The organism is Streptomyces sp. NPDC127106, from assembly GCF_042677605.1.
GTDB lineage: Bacteria > Actinomycetota > Actinomycetes > Streptomycetales > Streptomycetaceae > Streptomyces.
Genome location: NZ_JBHXTC010000022.1, coordinates 79,442 through 95,006 on the forward strand (window position 1 = coordinate 79,442; position 15,565 = coordinate 95,006).

Here is a 15,565-nt window from a genome sequence, read left to right on the forward strand (position 1 = left end):
TCTCCGTCTGGCGAGCAGGCGCTTCGGTCAGCTCAGCGGGGGGACGGGGTCGGTGAAGCCCCTGCGTCGGGCGGTCGCGGGGCGGCAGCGCAGGAGCCGCCCCACGATCAGTCGGCCGCCGCGCAGTGCCCCGTGCCGGGACAGGGCCTTGACCGCGTAGGTCGAGCAGCTCGGGGTGTAGGGGCAGCAAGCCCGACGGGTCGGACTGACCGAGCTCCGGTACCAGCGGGTGGCGTCGTACATCCTCGCCGCCAGGCGACCCGGCGGGCGCGGCGCGGCCGGATCCACCGCCCGCGCGGCGGAGCCACCGGAAGCGGGTCTCAGGAGTGCCAGTGCCAGGGACGCGATCCACATCTGCGGGCAGCACTGACGGCACATGAGGCACTGGTCGAGGGCCCCCTCGACGCACCCCTCTTCGTCCTGCCGCCGCTCTGCGTCCGGCTTCCGTCGCTGCTTCGCCATGCTGCCCCCTCATCTGCGTCCTGACCGGATCCTACGTTCCCGAAAAGCAGCAGCTCAGCGGCGTGCTCCCGGCCCCGGGCGCCCGACGCCGGCGTCAGGAACCGTCGCCTTCCCAGACTCCGGGGGCCCGCCGGCCGAGGAGCGAGCGGCCGGGTCCCACGAGGATCCGGCCGCTGTGCCGTGCGCGTGGGGGCGGCAGGACCCGAACTGCGGCGTACGGGTCCGCAGTCCGCTTCGCTGGCCGCAGCGTGTTGCACGCTCATGTGCCGGCTACGCCCGAAGTCGATGCCAGTGGTTTCTTGACCGTGGTGTCGTTACGACCTCGTTCGGCCATGCCTGACGGACCTGGCCCAGCTGTTCCCGCAGCTTGCTGTCCCAGCCGTTGCCCGGATCCAGGACGACCCGGACCGAGACCCCGGACTCGCCGCTGTCGTCCACGGTGACGACGGGACGGGGCACCGAGAAGTGCCTGTCGATCTCGATCCGGATCTCGGTGTCGCCCGTGGCCGTCCAGCGGATGCCCCGCCCGTCGCAGAGTTCGGCCACGGCCGTTGACCAGTCATCCACGGCTTCGGGCGACAAGCACAGCCCGAGGCGCCCGTCGGCGAAGGCGCTCGTGATGACGAGCTCGGCGTCGAGGTAGTCGTTGTACGGCGTGTCCCCCGGCCTGTTCCGCCCCAGTACGCGCAGTCGGACACTGCTGTCCGGGTCGCTCAGGTGGATCAGCTCCACACCACCGTCCTCATCCACGCAGCCTCCCGAAATCCGCAGCCCTCCCGATCATCATGGACGAGTGGCCGACCCGGTCTCGCGGATCGGCTGCGCGCGGGGTCCGGACCTTGGTGGTGCCCTGCGGCGTCCCGCGAGGGGTGGGCGGCGAGGGTTGCGGTGCGCGAGGAGGCTGCGGGGTCGGCCAGGCCGGTCAGCGTCAGTCGATGACGGGGCCGGCTGCCGACCAACGCTGGTCACGAGGCCTCTGGTGTCCGGAATCCAGCCGGAGGCCGCTCGCGTCGACGACTGCGTAGTCGACAACGGTCTTGTGTGGGGCGCCGTCCTCATAGAGCCACACGGTGACGCAGCCCTTCGAGACGTAGGTGTCGAACCGGACGTCGATCCCCTCCGCCTCGGAACGGATCGTGAGTGCCTCCCCCGGCTTCATCCAGTAGTCCTCGCAGTACGGTTCGATGAAGAGGCAGAGTTCGGTGTCACCCCGGTTCTCTACCGGCATGCTGCTGCGCCCCACTGGTCCCCCCAAGGATCGACGCCTCTCGGTACCTCGACACGGTAGCCGTCGCAGCCTCCGGGCACCCCACCGAGCAACGCTCGCCCGACGACGCGCTCACCGCGCAACGGGACGAGCCGGCAGCGCGCCGGTCCGGCCGGCCGGGCGGGGTGAAGACGGTTACGAGGGATGCGGGTGGCGATCGACGCGGGCGTGGCTCATGTGACGCTCGACAACCCGCCGGTCAACATGCTCGACACGACGCTCATCAATGAGCTGCACGACTTCGTCGGAACCGTCCGCGAGGACGAACGGGTGCGCGTGATCGTGGTGCAGAGCGCCGACCCGGACTTCTTCGTCGCCCACGTCGACCTGGGCTTCATGGTCGAGCCGGAGACCTTCGCGGAGCTGACCAACCCGGACGCCATGACCGGCGGCGACGAGTCGCTGATCAACCCGATGCAGAAGCTGATGCTGCGCCTTCGGGCGCTGCCGCAGGTGACGATCGCCAAGCTCGCCAGGCGTCTTCGGGGCGGCGGCAACGAGCTGGCGACGGCACTCGACATGCGCTTCGCCGCCAGGGGGCGGACCAGGCTTCCAGCCCCGCATCGCCGTGCGCACCGAGCAGACCGCCGCGGCGCCGCTCCTCGCGGCCGCCGGACTGGGCCCGGCCCTCGTCCCCGCCAACCTCCTGCCGCCGGGCTTCACCGACCACCGCCTCCACCCCGGCCCGCCCGTACGCCGCGTCCTGTGCGCCTACGCCCGCCCCGCACCCGACCCGCTCACCGCGGCCTTCCTCGACACGCTCACCGCCCACGCCCACGCCCACGTCTGACGTCCGCGCGGCCGGCGGGGACGGGACCTCCTCGGTGGGGCGTCGACGTACGCCTCGTGGTCACGGTCGGAAGGCCGCGGCAACCTTCAGTCGAGGACGGCGGTGGCCTCGATCTCCACCAGGTGCTCGGGTACGTCCAGTGCCGCAACGCCCAGCAGTGTGGCCGGCGGAACGGGTGCGACCCCCAGTTTCACGGCCGCCCGGGTGATCCCCTCCATCAGCAGCGGCATCTTGTCGGGCGTCCAGTCCACGACGTACAAGGTCAGTTTCGCGACGTCGTCGAAGGAGGCCCCGACCGCGGCCAGGGCGGTGCCGACGTTGGAGTAGCACTGCTCGACCTGAGCGGCGAGGTCGCCTTCACCGACGGTGACACCGTCGGCTCCCCAGGCGACCTGGCCGGCGATGAAGACCAACTTCGACCCCGTCGCGACCGACACCTGTCGGTAGGCGTCGACTTCCGGCAATCCTTCGGGGTTCACCAGGGTGATGGCCATGATGTCTGCCCTCCATAGTTCTGCACGTGCTCTCTTGTGGTTACTGGGAAACCGTAGGAGAGTGGCCGCTGACATGGAAGAACGCACTTTTCAGTGACTGGGGAACCCGATGGTGACCAAGCAGTTCACGGGCTCGCCCGACGAAGCGGACCTGAGGCGCGCGGATTCGTTGGCGCGGGAGATCTTCTCGGACGTCGCCAACAAGTGGGCGCTCCTGATCATCGAGGCCCTGGGCGAAGACACCCTGCGTTTCAGCGAGCTGCGCAATGAGATCGAGGGAATCAGCCACAAGATGCTCACGCAGAACCTGCGCATGCTGGAGCGCTACGGACTGCTCGAGCGGACCGTGCACCCCACTGTGCCGCCGCGGGTCGAGTACGCCCTCACCGAACCGGGCCGGGCCCTGCGGGTGACGATCGACGGACTGTGCGACTGGACCCATCGGTACCTCGGCCACATCGAGGCCTCCCGCCTCCGTTTCGATGCCTGACCGGTGCGCTGGCCGGCCCTGCGCGCAGCCGTCGTGATCTGACCGCGCAGTCTCGTCAAAGGGCCACCGGGCACTGCCCGGTGCTGCGATGATTCGGCTCTTCGACGATGACCGTGGCCGGGACCGAGCGATGGGCGGTGCGGAGATGGAATCGGAAGCGCCCGGGCCCCGGCCCGAGGACGTCCTGCGCGAGCTGCGGCGCTCCGAGGCCGCCGGCGCGGACCCGGAGACGCTGGCACAGCTGTGGAGCCGAGCGGCTTCCGCCCATCGCAGGCGGTTCTGGAGCAGCGGCGAGCGCGCGGACCTGGACCTGGCGGTCGACGGTTACCGAACGGCGCTCGCCACCGGCACGACCGACCGGGCGGCGCGCGCCAACGACCTGGCCGTCGTCCTGACCGACCGCTTCGACGTGACCGGTGAGAGCGACGACCTCGCCGAGGCCATGCGGACGGTGCGGACGGCGATGGCGGCCGTGGCGGAGGACTCGGCGCAATGGGCGGAGTGCGCCGCCACGTTGGCGCTGTGCCTGTGGGACCGCTACGACGCCACGGGCTCGCTCACCGACCTCGATCAGGCGATCGCCCTCGGCGGCCGGGCCCTGGCCGTGCTTCCCCGCGCCGCTCTCGGCTGGGCCAGGATCTGCAGCAACCTCGCCATGCTGCACATGGACCGCTACGAGCGGCTCGTCGAGGACCGTGACCTGCGAGAGTCGGTCCGTCTCGCCCAGGCGGCGGTGGAGGCCGCCCACGCGGACGATCCTGAGCTGGGAGGGTGGTTCAACAACCTGGGGAACGCGCTGCTGACCCGCTTCGGCACACAGTTCGGCGACCGGGAATCGCCCCCACCGGACGGGCACGTGGACCCGCACGACCTGGACGCGGCGATCGCGGCCTACCGCAAGGCGCTCGAGGTCTCCCCCTGGGGCGTCGCCGGCCGGGCCACCTTCCTGTCCAATCTCGGGAACGCCCTGGTCGACAGGGCCGATACGTACCGCCTCGCCGGGCAACCGGAGCGCAGCGAGCCGGTGCTGCGCGCAGCGGTCGACACCCTCGCCGAGGCCGTGTCCGTCACGGAGGACACCGCACCGTACCTGGCGAGCCGGCTGAACGTCCTCGGGGCGGCCCAGAAGGCCGTCGCCGACCTGACGGGCTCGGCCGACGACGTCGCCGCCGCACGACGGACGCTGCGGCGCGCCTGCACCGCGGGACTCCTGATCGCCCCCGAGATGACCGTGCACGCCGCCGACAACTGGATGCGCTGGGCGGCGCAGCGGTCCGCGTGGGAGGACGTCGGCGAAGCCGACGGGTACCTGCTCCAGGCAGAGGACGCGTTGCGACGGGCGCAGTCCCTGCGCCGCCACCACGAGGCGTGGCTGGCCGCGTTGCGCGGGCTCGCCCAGGAGGCGGCCTACGCACTGGTTCGGCGCGGGCGGGCGGAGGACGCCGCGGCCCGGTTGGAGCGGGGGCGCGCGGTCCTCCTCAGCGAGGCGCTCGACCTGGTTCCCGCGGCAGTCGACCGGCTGCCCGAAGACCTGCGGCACCGTTACACCCGGGCCGTCCGGCGGGTGGAGTCAGCCCGACAGGGCCTGGGGTAGTGGACCGGCATGACGACGCTCCTGCCGTTCGACGAGATCGTCCGCGGCTACCTCGCGGAGGACGACTTCCACCTGGTGGGCCTGATCGTGTGCGCACACCCCGAGATCCTGGGCGAACCCGCGGCCCTCAGGCTCAGGCGGCTGGCGCCGAGCGGACCGCAGGGCCGCCGGCTCCTCGCCGAACAGCACTTGCGCTTCCTCGCCCGGTGCCGCGCCGACCCCCGGGCGGTCTTTCCACCCGACAGTGCGGTCATCGATCCCACCTGCTACGCGCTCGTCGCCGACCGGCACCAGGATGCGGAGCGCGCCGAGGTGGGGTTCACCGAGGCGGACTCGCCCGCCCGCCGCGCGGAGCACGCCGTACGGTGGACAGCCGCCTGGGGCGGGGTGATCAGGGAACCGGCCCTCGCCGGCGCGCACCCCGCCCTGCTCGCCGCCCTGCTCAACGACGCCGCGCGGGCACACCTGCTGTGCTTCTTCGCGGTGGGCGGCGTCCAACACCTGCAACAGGCCCGCGCCTGGCTGGAGTCGGCGGTCGCGCTCACCCCCAGAACGTCTGCGCTGGCCGCCGGTCGGCGCAGCAATCTCGGCCTGGTCCTCAACGAGCTGGCCGACGACCCCGGCACCCCGGATGCGGCGGACTGCGGCGCCCGGGCGTTGCGGCTGCTGCGTGACGCGGCCCGGTCAGCCCGGCCCGGCACGCCCGTCTGGGCCGACTGCCACCTCCGGCTCGCCCTGGGGAGGCTGCGGTCGTACGGCGAGACCGACCGGATCAGTCACCTGAACGCGGCGGTACGGGATCTGACGTCCGTGTGGGAGGCGGGAGCAGCCGGGGCGGACACGGCCCACACGCTGGGCTGCGTGCTGCGCCAGCGGTACGCGGCCCGAGGCCACGACGAGGACCTCGACCTGGCGGTGACGCTGCTGTCCGCCGCCGCCGACGCCACGCCCGCGGCTGCGCCCGAGCAGCTCCGCCGCCACCTCGACCTCGGCATCGCACTGCTCGACCGGCACCGGCGCGACGCCGACGGTGCCGACCTGGAGCAGGCCGGCGCGGCCCTGCACGCCGCAGTGGCGGCAGCGCCCGAGACGTCCCACGACCGCCCCGCCGCCGTGGGCCACTGGGCGGGCTACTGGTACCGCAGGTTCGAGGCGACCGGGTCGATGGCTGCTCTGGACACCGCCCTGCAACTCGCCAGGGAGGCCGCCGGATCGCCTGTCGCCCGGACCGGGGAGCGGCGCGCCCTGCTCGTCAACCAGGCGGTGGTCACCGAGGAGGCCGCGCGGCAGTCCGCCGACCCGGCGCTGTTCGACGAGGCCCTTGCCGTGTTCGCCGAGGCCCTGGACGGCGATCCCCCGGCGGCCGTGCGGCGGGCGGCGCTGGCCGGCACGGGCAGTGCCTGGCGTGACCGGTTCGCCGTCAGCCAGGACGAGGGCGACCTCGCCCGGGCGGTCCACAGCCTTCGGCAGGCCCACGCCGACGTCTCGCCCCGCTCGCCGGACGCCTCCAGGATCGGGCTCGCGTTGGCGTTGGCCCTGTTCGAGCGGTACGTGTTCACCGTTGACGGCGGGGCAGGCGGCGGCAGGGCCGGTTCCGGTGGTCGCACCGGCCCTGCCGAGCGCACCGGCCCTGCCGACCGCGCCGGCACGGCGGTCGACGGCGAGGCCGGCCTGCTCGACGCGCTGGCCATGGTGCGGGCCCTCGCCCGGCGGCGGACACCGCTCCTGGACCGCCACCGCATCCGTGCCGCTCAGCTCGTCCTGACCCTCGCCGCCGCGGCGGCCGGCCTCGTCCCGGTGTCGCTGCGGGCCGTTCGCCGGACACTGCGGCACGTGTGGGCCGACGACGCGCGGACCGACCCGGAAATGCTGTGGTGGATCGGCTCGCTGTGGGGGCGCTGGGCGAGCGCCGAGCTGCGCCCGCAGGACGCGGCAGTGGGCTTCCGGATCGCCGTCGACACCCTGCACGAGCTGGCCCGCGGCCAGGCCGACCCACGGCACGGTGCCCGGTGGCTGCGCTCCGGCGGCGAGTTGAGCAGCGAAGCCGCCTACGCCAGCGCGGCGGCCGGCCGTCCGCAGGAGGCGGTACGGCTGATGGAGACCTGCCGCCTGGTCCTGCTGACAGAGGCGTTGACGCTGCGGAGCGCACGGATCGGACGCGGCGCTGCCGGCCTGCCACGCGAGCTGCTCGATCGCCTGGCGGACGCGGCGCAGCGCGTACGAGCCGCCGAACATGCGGCCCGGAACCCGGTCAGAGCACCTTGACCCGTGCGAATTCCGGCAGCCTGCCGGCTGCCGCTGCTGCCTCGCAGCGGGCCAGGGCGGCCTCGTCGACGGGTTCCACCTGCAGGTACCCCGGATCGTCCGCCTGCCCGGGAGCGGGGTGGGCGGGGGCGAGCTCCGGCGCGTCGAGGTGGACGTCGTCGCTGAGAGTGGCCGCGAGTGCCCCTGCCGGGGTGAGGGGCAGGCGTACGGGCCTGCCGCCGAGCCAGTCGAAGACCGCCGAACAGACGGCGGGGACTCCGGGCAGCCCGCCGTGTTCCGCCCGGACGTAGCGGGTATCGCCCACGGACTCCAGCTGCGCCGACACCAGGGGAACGCGGCCGTCGCCCTCGCGGTGCGGATCTCCCGGCCTCCTCGTGGTCACCCGGTCCATGTGCTCCCACAGGAAACCGAAGGCCGGCCGGTAGGCCAGGCGGAACAGCGTCCGGTATCCCACGCCGGCGATCACCAGCATCCGGTCCCGGCGTTCCTGGGGCAGCGATCTGTGTGATGCCGCCAGCCGGACGTGGAACTCCCGGGCGCCGTCCAGCGCTCGCTGCAGCCGGGTCTGCTCGGCCGCATCGAGCCCGAGGCGGTAGGCGCCCGCGTCGTACAGGTCGAAGTTGACGCAGGGGTGGGTCTGCGGGTCGTCGTGCCGGGCCGCCGTGTCCGTGTCCGGCTGCGCCCCGGTGCCCGGGTACACCCCCGCGGGTGCCGGCAGGAGGTCGAGGACGCCCCAGAGCGAGCGGAAGGTGGCCCGGGAGAGGTGGCGGCCGAGGAGGGCGAGCAGTTCGAATCCCCACAGGTGGTTCTTCAGGTAGCCGGCGATCGCCGGCGAGCCGTAATGCGGGGTGCCGAGGAAGACGATCCGGCCGACGCGGTCCCAGAGGTCGGGCGCCTGCCTCAGTGCCTCCCGGACGACGAGGCCGCCCATGCTGTGGGCGACGAGGTGCACCGGTCGGTTGCCGTTGCGGAGGAAGGTGTCGTTCACCAGGTCCCGCAGCCCGCCGGCCACGGCCGGGACGGGACGGCGCCAGTCGTAGGGGAAGGTGAGGTGCCCGACGTCGTCCCGCGCCAGCGCGGCGGTGCAGAAGGCGTCGTAGCTCGCGTCGACCGCGACGGGGGTGATGCGCGCGCCCGGGGTGGCGTCCTCCTCCCCGTCGGCGGAGAGCCCGAGCTGGTCCAGCCGACGGCGGCTGCGGACGTCGAGCCACCACACCCCGCCGAGACCCGTGCTGGCGAGGACGCTGCCCATGACGCCCGGCACGAAGACGAGGTTGGGCACGTGGTCCTCGCCGAGGTGGACGGCGTCGCGCGGGATCCTTCCGGCGAGTCGGAGGTACGCGTCGACGGCCGGTGTGCCGAGGTGGGGCCGGAGTTGCTCGCGGACCGCCGCGTCCCGGATCATCTGCAGGCGTAGGGCGGCCCCGCCGGCCTGGAACCGTTCCCAGGGATCGGTGCTCATCTGTTCTTCCCTTCTCCGGTGGTGGAGACGGCGCCGAGGCGGCGGACGTGGTCGTCGTCCGCCTGGTAGAGCAGCCCGTCGTTGACGTAGCCGTAGAAGAGGCCGCCGAGATTGCGGTAGCGCTGCCACAGGAACCGCCTGGCCTGGGCCAGCGACTCCCCCACCGGTGCCCGGTCCGTGCCCGTCGTGCCGTAGAGGAAGCTGAAGAACGCGGTGGCGAACCGGGCTGCGAGGCCGGGCGGCACACGTCCCTCGGTTCCGATGTAGGCGCGGCACTCCCGGTCCAGGAAGCCGTCCATGAGCTGGTTGACCAGCAGGGGATCGCTTTCGTTGGTGCCGCAGGCGTTGACGAAGACGACCGGCTGGTCGGTGAACGGATCACTGCCCATGTCGACGCGGCGCAGTACGTCGCCGGTGTCGTTGGTCGGTCCGAGCCGCAGCCGCGGATCGCACCCGGTGCCGCTGACACAGTGGCAGTAGAAGTACAGCAGGGACACCGGGTGCGGCTCCGGCGCTGCCAGGAACCGGGACAGGTCGGTGATGCGCGGTTCGCCGTCGGGCAGCAGCAGCGCGGGCTGCCAGCGCTTCAGCTCCTCTGCGTGCCGCCGGGCTTCGGCACCGACGACGTCGGACGGATCCTGGACCCAGTAGAGCAGGTGCGCACGGGTGGTCCGGCGCCAGTCGCCCAGCGCACGCGAGCCCTTGGTCTGCCGCCTCATCCACCCCAGCCGGAAGCGCAGTCCGAGGAACGCCGACGGGTCGACCGGCCGGCCCGGGGACACCGGCTCCAGGTGGAGCAGCGGCAACGGCACGTGGGGAACCCGCTCCGTCACGCCCTCCAACCAGTTCACGGTCAGGCGGTCACCCGGCTCCAACCGCTCCACGTAGCGTCGGAGTTCCTCGTCCGCGAAGAGCGCCCGGTACAGCTGGTAGCCCTCGAACGCCAGCTCGCGCAGTTCGTCGCTCTCCGCGACTGCCGCCCAGGCCGAAGCGAACGGCTCGCGCGGTGCCTGCGCGTCGGACACCCAGTCGGGTGAGGGCACGTGACGGGCGAGGTCCGCCCACAGGTCCTCGGCCGAGACCAGCTCTAACTGCTCGCCGTGCGCCTGCCGGAGGCGGTCGAGCGCGCCGCGGACGTTCGCCACCCGGGTCTCCAGGCTGCCCGCGGTCGCCGTCCAGGGGACGTGGGCGAACACGCCGAAGTCCTCGCAGCGGACCATCGCCGTGGTGGCGGAGACGACCGTGACGTCCAGGTGGGATGCCGGCCGCTGCCAGGCGGACGGCGGGACCAGCCCGGCGTGTGCGGCCGGCAGGCTCCCCACGGTGAGGACGGCGATCGGCGGCTGCGCCTGCGGCTCGTCCTGCTCCGCGGCCTCCTCCTCGTCCGTCTCGTCGTCCGCCTCGCCCTGCGCCGGGGCCGACGCGGGCCGGACGACGATCGACACGGCGAGACGGCGGTACAGGTCGTCGCCGACGAAGAGGTACGCGTCGAGCCGGGCCTCCGGCGCGGTCACCGGTGTCAGCCGGATCCGGTGTCGTGCCGAGTCGCTGTCGGCGGGTACGACGAACGGAAAGGCGGCGCACCACTGGGTGCGGTCCCCTGCCTCCACCGTGGAGAACAGGATGTCGGGGTCCCTCGGGTCGGCTTCGAGCCGCACCGACGTCGAGGACAGTACGCAGCGGGTCACCAGCCCGCCGGCCGGGACTTCGGCGGCGGGCACGGACACCTCGGCGGAGTACCGGGCGTCCGGGCCATCGGCGGTGGCCATGAGCACGGCCGTGTACGGATGGCCCTCGTCCAGCGGGCGCAGGTCGTCCTCGTCCCGCTCCTCGATCCAGAGGGCCACCACGCGGTCGTCGACGCCCGGGAGGTCGTCCGAAGCCGCGTCGCCTTCGTCGCCGCAGACCCGCACCGGGTCGGACTCCGGGGCCGCGGGCCCGCCGAGCCGGGCGAGGACCCAGTTGCGGACGTCGGGTGACGGAGGCGAGAAGAGCAGGAGCCGCCGGAGCACGGGGAGGGCACGGCCCGGCGGGCGCCGGAGCGCCTCGGCCAGTGCTTCGTCCAGCGCCGCGGCCTCCTGCGGCGGCAGGAGCAGGTGCGCAGCGGACCGCAGGGCCGCCGCTACGGTTCTGAGCTGCATTTCGTCCAATGAGGGTCCTCAACTCCGCGTCGTCAGACACCGATGTGGGCGAAGGCGGCCCAGCCGGTCATGGCCCTGTCCTGGAGGTCCGGCGGGCCTCCCTCGTCAGGGGTGAGGAGGGACAGCCTGTCGAGGACCTCCTGCGTGACCGAAGGGGGTGGCCACTTCCCCCCGCCGTCGAAGTGTTCCGCCCTGGTCCGGGACGTGCTGTCCCGCAGCCAGATCTGAGCGTTGCGCAAGGCCGCCGCCGGGTCGTCGGGGGCCTTGCGCCAGTGCCGGTAGAACTCGATCATCAGCATGGCCGAGGAGAGGTCGGGAACCGCCCACATGGAGGCGATGACCCCGGCCGCGCCGGCCTGGATCAGCCCCGTGGGCAGCGACACCACCTCGTCGGGTAGTTCGGTGCCGGGCAGCAGCGTCTCGCAGGCGGACAGGACCGCCAGCCGGATGCGTACCTCCTGCGCCATCAGCATGGAGAGGGTGACCTCCTCACCGGGCGCGAGGATCAACCTGCTGTTGAGCGGTGCGGCCAGGTCGGCCACCCCGTGGCAGGCGACGTGGAGGACATCGGCCGCTCCCAGCTTGGTGAGGAGGCCGTCGGCCGTCAGGCGCCGCTCCAGCGAGCCGCCGGGGAAGGCCAGCCGAGCGGCCCGGGCCTCCGCCGCGGACATCGGCAGGTCGTTGGCCCGCGGGGGCGGTGCGACGGCGAGGACCTTCCGCCCGGGGACGGCGTCCGCAACGGCACGTGCCGCGGACAGGGTGCGCGCGTTCGGCGCGTAGGAGATCTGGAGGTGGTCCAGCGCGTACTCACGACCGGTCGGCCGGGCCGGGTCCGTCCGCCATGCGGCGTGCAACGGCAGCAGCCCGAGCAACCCGCCCGGGATCAACGTCACTTTGGGGACTGGGACTGCGGGACGGCCTGTCTCCGGGCCTGCGAGTTCCTTCACCAGCGGTCCCATGGCCGTCGGCCACAGCCAGTCCGTGAGGTCGGCCAAGGCGTCGTCCCACCGCCTTCGGGCGGTCAGGAGTGACCCACCCCGATCCTCGTCGACCGCCCGGTCCGGTCGCCCCGCAGCCTTCGTCTCCGCAGCCTTCGTCTCCGCAGCCCGGTACTCGGTGTACCGGTCCAGATAGCCGCGCAGCCCGTCCGCTACGGCACGCCTGGTCAGCTCGGGCAGGGCGACTTCGGTGACGTCGGCGCCGCGCACGACCAAGGCGACCCCGCCTCGCTCGGCCGCCGCCAGGTAGGTCACGGGCTGTTCTCGCGCGGCCTCGGCGACGTCGTCGAAGGCGGGTGCCGCCAGGAAGTTCCGAAAACGCGGCACCTGCTGGATCTCGGCGATGACCGCGTCGAGGGCGGCACGTGCTTCCCGCAGGGCCCGTGCGGGATCGGTCATGCGGCATCCCCCGCCTCTCGATGACGCTTACCCACGCCCAGTATGGCCGCGACCGACCTGCCGTGTCCGAAGAACGGCGTACCAGACGTCGCGCCGCGGGCCTCCGTCGGCCGAACGACCAGGTGCCGGAGCCCGGCCGCCTCGCTGGGTCCCGGTGACCGGACGGCGACCGGGGCCGGGGACCGGTATGGGCGAGACTTCTCACCATGCGAGTCAGATGTCTGGAGATCATCCATCCCGACGGCGACGTCCCCGTCGCGGAGTACGGCGGGATCCGGGTGGGCGGTGTCTATGCGGTTCTGGAGATGGTCACCTACGACATCGACTGCTACATCCGTGTGCTCGGCCCCGACTCGCCCGACCCCGGACTGCTCTGGGACCCCGCCGGTTTCGAGACGGTGGACACCCGAATACCGCCCGGCTGGACCCTGGCCATCGCCGGCGGCCGTACCCGCCTCGCGGACGCCCGCTGGCAGCGCCCCGGGTTCTGGACCGACTACGACCAGGGCGACCCCCGGGCGCTGGCCGACTACGACCACGTGAAGCGCGCACTCCTCGCAGCCGCCCCACCGCACGAGAACTGACCCGGGGTCACCTGCCGCCCGCCCCGCCCCGGGTGGCCTCGTCCGGACGCTGCTGGTTTTTTGATCTTTCCGGGGCAACCGGTCGGGCCCGCGGTCGGTCGTACAGGCGTCGAGCGTGCTCGAACGCCTGACCCATATGCCCACAAGGGGGACCATCTTGATGAGGTTGAACCGCACGCACAGCACGGCCGCGCACCGACTCGGGGCGGCGCTGGCCGGCGGCGCGCTGGTGCTGGGCGCCGCGGCCGCTGCCCAGGCAGCGCCGTCGCCGAGCCCGGCCATCCCGGATGCCGCGGCCGGCAAGCAGAGCCAGAACGGGCCGAAGGACTCCCCGGACGCGTACGGTGGTCTCGCCCCCTCCGAGGAACTCCTCGACACCACGGTCGAGAACGGCCAGAAGCAGAGTCTCCGCCTCGGCTTCAGCGTCATCGGCGACAAGCCCGTCCAGGGGGCGGAACTGGGCGTCCACCTGCCGCCGGGGCTGGAGCTGAATCCACAGGAGCGGCCGTCGAACTGCGAACACTTCAAGGTCGACCCGGTGCGGGCGTACCGCGACGAGTACCTGTTCTGCAGCTTCACCGGCACCTTCGAGCCGGGCAAGTACTACCGGATCGACACGGGGCTGAACGTCACTGCGACCCCGGAGCTGTGGCGGGACCTGTTCTACGTCTCCTGGACCCCGGGCGGCAAGCCGATCTCCAAGCCGGGGCAGGGCGGGGTCAGGGGAACCGCCACCGCCCTCCAGGTCGTGCCGGCCGAGCCGTTCAAGGCGTGGCGTGGCTGGGGCCACGAGGTGGCGGTCGCAAACCCCGCGAACCAGCCCGACTTCACCGTGGACGGGGCCGCCGGCAGCGGCCCGGCCGGCGGCGAGGTGCGGCTCGACCCGGGCTGGCAGGTCAAGGGCACCGGTTCGGTCGCCACCACCGCCCTCGACGGCAAGGTGGCGGAGACCGAGTTCGTGCTGCCGCCGGGCATCACCTTCGCCGGCGGCCGTCCGGGTCCGGAGGGGCGCCGGGTGTTCGGCGGGACCGGCGGCTCGGTGAAGGGGGTCTTCAAGATCGAGCCGTGGGTCAAGCCGGGCACCTACCTGGGCGAGTACCGGTACAAGGCCGACCGCGGTCCCGGCGAGCTCAACATCGCCGACATCGACCGGGACCTCAGCAACAACGCGGCCAAGCTCACCATCACCGTGACGCCGGCCGACAAGGCGCAGCCCAGCCCGTCGGCGTCCACCTCCGCGTCGGCATCGCCCTCGCCCTCGGCTTCGGCGTCGGCTTCGGCCTCGGCTTCGGCGAGCGCCACCCCGGGCGCCGGCAACACCCCGGGTTCGGCCGGCGGTACGGGTGGCAGCCTGGCCAACACCGGATCCCCCGCGCTGGCTGCGGGCGGTCTCGCCGCCGCGGCCGTGACGCTCGGCGGAGCGCTGTACGCCGTGGCCCGGCGCCGTCGTTCCGCGTGACCGGCGGCGCGTAACCGGCGGCGCCGTGGGCGGCGCTGGCGCGCGTTGGCCGGCGGCGGGTCCCGTGCGGGGCGGTTCTGCGCCTCCCACGGGACGACTCCGCGCGTCCTGCGCGCCGCCGCCCTGCGGCCGGGCCCTCGACGGCGGAAAGGACAGGGTCCGACACGGCCCTACACGGTCTTCTTGTCCAGCACCAGGTCGTGGCCCACGACGAACACGGCCTCGTCCGAGCAGAGCCACACCACGGTGTCGGCGACCTGCTCGGGCGTGGCTCCGTCGGCGAAGGAGGAGCCGGGCTCGTTCGCCGGGCCGGGGCTGATCGCGTTGATGCGGATGCCCTTGGCGACGTACTCGTGCGCGGCGGTGCGGGTCAGCGCGGACAGCGCCGCCTTGGACGCGGCGTAGGCGCTCTGCCCGACCAGGCGGCCGGTCTGCGCCATGTTGCAGGCGGTGTTGACGATGACGCCGCCGCCGTTCGCCTCCATGCGGGAGAGCTCGTGCTTCATGGCCATCCACACGCCGGTGAGGTTGGCGGCCAAGGTCTGCGCCCAGTCCTGCTCCTGGATGTCGGCGAGGTTGCTGGTCGGCCCTGACACGGTGGCGTTGTTGAAGGCGATGTCGACGGTGCCGAACCGTTCGACGGTCGCGGCCACCATGCGGGCGGATTCCTCCGCGCGACCGCTCGCGATGTCCGCCACCACCGAGTCCGCCGCGCCACCGGCGTCACGGATCAGCTTGAGCGTGCCCTCCAGCTCCTCCCGGTCCGGTCCGGCGACCATCACGGTGGCGCCCTCACGGGCGAACGCGACGGCCGTGGCCCGGCAGATGCCGTCACCCGACCCGGCTACCAGGACGACCCTTCCAGCGAATCGTGCGGACATCGATCATGCTCCTTATTGCGTGCCTTCGCGGTCTTGGTGGAGGGCGTCGAGTGGTTCGTCGGTCCCGGCGGTGCCGTACGCCTCCGGGCGTTCGGCACGCCGAGCTCGTACGGTGATCCGGTCCACGGGTGTGCGGAGGCCCCGGGCGCGGCGGCGCGGCCGGGGGCCCCCCGTCAGAAAAAGACCCCGGCCCCGGAAACGGGGTCCCCCGGGTTTTACTCCAAGATGCGGTCGAGGGACCCCCCGGCGCGCCCCGGGGCCCCGCCCGGCGGCCCCCCC

Annotated in this window: 14 protein-coding genes and 1 pseudogene; 7 read left to right on the forward strand and 8 right to left on the reverse strand. The window is 72.9% G+C overall.

The genetic code is table 11. The features are described 5' to 3' along the window. Positions 1–27: 27 nt before the first annotated feature. From yidD to ACFVGY_RS19945, 3 genes are all read right to left on the reverse strand, one after another. A complete protein-coding gene (gene yidD, locus ACFVGY_RS19935) occupies positions 28–462 on the reverse strand; it encodes a membrane protein insertion efficiency factor YidD (protein WP_385678976.1) in 435 nt (144 codons plus the stop codon). A gap of 270 nt (positions 463–732) precedes the next feature. Beyond that, positions 733–1,212, reverse strand: coding sequence for a DUF5959 family protein (locus ACFVGY_RS19940; RefSeq protein WP_385678978.1), 480 nt, complete (start codon positions 1,210–1,212; stop codon positions 733–735). 178 nt (positions 1,213–1,390) lie between these two features. Next, complete coding sequence (locus ACFVGY_RS19945; RefSeq protein WP_385678981.1) at positions 1,391–1,690, reverse strand: hypothetical protein; 300 nt, start codon at positions 1,688–1,690, stop codon at positions 1,391–1,393. Positions 1,691–1,933: 243 nt separating this feature from the next. On the opposite strand from ACFVGY_RS19945, the pseudogene ACFVGY_RS19950 reads away from it, so the two are divergent. Both ACFVGY_RS19950 and ACFVGY_RS19955 read left to right on the forward strand, forming a co-directional pair. Next, positions 1,934–2,206 (forward strand): annotated as a pseudogene (locus tag ACFVGY_RS19950) (enoyl-CoA hydratase/isomerase family protein); the annotation flags it as partial. Positions 2,207–2,297: 91 nt separating this feature from the next. Further along, positions 2,298–2,519, forward strand: a complete 222-nt coding sequence (locus ACFVGY_RS19955) for a hypothetical protein (protein ID WP_385678984.1) — start codon at positions 2,298–2,300, stop codon at positions 2,517–2,519. 86 nt (positions 2,520–2,605) lie between these two features. Here the strand turns inward: ACFVGY_RS19955 and ACFVGY_RS19960 are convergent, their stop codons facing one another. Next, positions 2,606–3,013, reverse strand: coding sequence for a RidA family protein (locus ACFVGY_RS19960; protein WP_385678987.1), 408 nt, complete (start codon positions 3,011–3,013; stop codon positions 2,606–2,608). 109 nt (positions 3,014–3,122) lie between these two features. On the opposite strand from ACFVGY_RS19960, the gene ACFVGY_RS19965 reads away from it, so the two are divergent. From ACFVGY_RS19965 to ACFVGY_RS19975, 3 genes are all read left to right on the forward strand, one after another. Further along, positions 3,123–3,503 carry a winged helix-turn-helix transcriptional regulator gene (locus ACFVGY_RS19965; RefSeq protein ID WP_385678990.1) on the forward strand — a complete coding sequence of 127 codons (381 nt, stop codon included), beginning with the start codon at positions 3,123–3,125 and terminating at the stop codon, positions 3,501–3,503. A 145-nt stretch (positions 3,504–3,648) separates the two neighbouring features. Next, positions 3,649–5,097: a hypothetical protein gene (locus tag ACFVGY_RS19970; protein WP_385678993.1), complete on the forward strand. Its 1,449-nt coding sequence runs from the start codon at positions 3,649–3,651 to the stop codon at positions 5,095–5,097. Between the two features lie 9 nt (positions 5,098–5,106). Beyond that, positions 5,107–7,362 carry a hypothetical protein gene (locus ACFVGY_RS19975; RefSeq protein ID WP_385678996.1) on the forward strand — a complete coding sequence of 752 codons (2,256 nt, stop codon included), beginning with the start codon at positions 5,107–5,109 and terminating at the stop codon, positions 7,360–7,362. Here the strand turns inward: ACFVGY_RS19975 and ACFVGY_RS19980 are convergent. The 3 genes from ACFVGY_RS19980 to ACFVGY_RS19990 are packed head-to-tail and all read right to left on the reverse strand — an operon-like array spanning position 7,349 to position 12,362. Then, the gene (locus ACFVGY_RS19980; protein ID WP_385678999.1) at positions 7,349–8,824 is read right to left on the reverse strand and encodes a lipase family alpha/beta hydrolase; all 1,476 of its coding nucleotides are present in this window, start codon (positions 8,822–8,824) and stop codon (positions 7,349–7,351) included. The genes ACFVGY_RS19975 and ACFVGY_RS19980 overlap by 14 nt on opposite strands. Continuing rightward, on the reverse strand, positions 8,821–10,965 hold the full coding sequence (locus ACFVGY_RS19985; RefSeq protein ID WP_385679001.1) for a hypothetical protein: 2,145 nt from the start codon (positions 10,963–10,965) through the stop codon (positions 8,821–8,823). The genes ACFVGY_RS19980 and ACFVGY_RS19985 overlap by 4 nt, the downstream gene beginning before the upstream one ends. Before the next feature lie 32 nt (positions 10,966–10,997). Next, the gene (locus ACFVGY_RS19990; protein WP_385679004.1) at positions 10,998–12,362 is read right to left on the reverse strand and encodes a CHAT domain-containing protein; all 1,365 of its coding nucleotides are present in this window, start codon (positions 12,360–12,362) and stop codon (positions 10,998–11,000) included. A gap of 206 nt (positions 12,363–12,568) precedes the next feature. On the opposite strand from ACFVGY_RS19990, the gene ACFVGY_RS19995 reads away from it, so the two are divergent. Together ACFVGY_RS19995 and ACFVGY_RS20000 are read left to right on the forward strand one after the other, a co-directional pair. Beyond that, on the forward strand, positions 12,569–12,946 hold the full coding sequence (locus tag ACFVGY_RS19995; protein WP_385679007.1) for a hypothetical protein: 378 nt from the start codon (positions 12,569–12,571) through the stop codon (positions 12,944–12,946). Positions 12,947–13,106: 160 nt separating this feature from the next. Next, the gene (locus ACFVGY_RS20000; RefSeq protein ID WP_385679010.1) at positions 13,107–14,405 is read left to right on the forward strand and encodes a hypothetical protein; all 1,299 of its coding nucleotides are present in this window, start codon (positions 13,107–13,109) and stop codon (positions 14,403–14,405) included. A gap of 170 nt (positions 14,406–14,575) precedes the next feature. Here ACFVGY_RS20000 and ACFVGY_RS20005 read toward each other — a convergent pair whose 3' ends face one another. Then, on the reverse strand, positions 14,576–15,286 hold the full coding sequence (locus ACFVGY_RS20005; protein ID WP_385679013.1) for an SDR family oxidoreductase: 711 nt from the start codon (positions 15,284–15,286) through the stop codon (positions 14,576–14,578). Positions 15,287–15,565 lie beyond the last annotated feature (279 nt).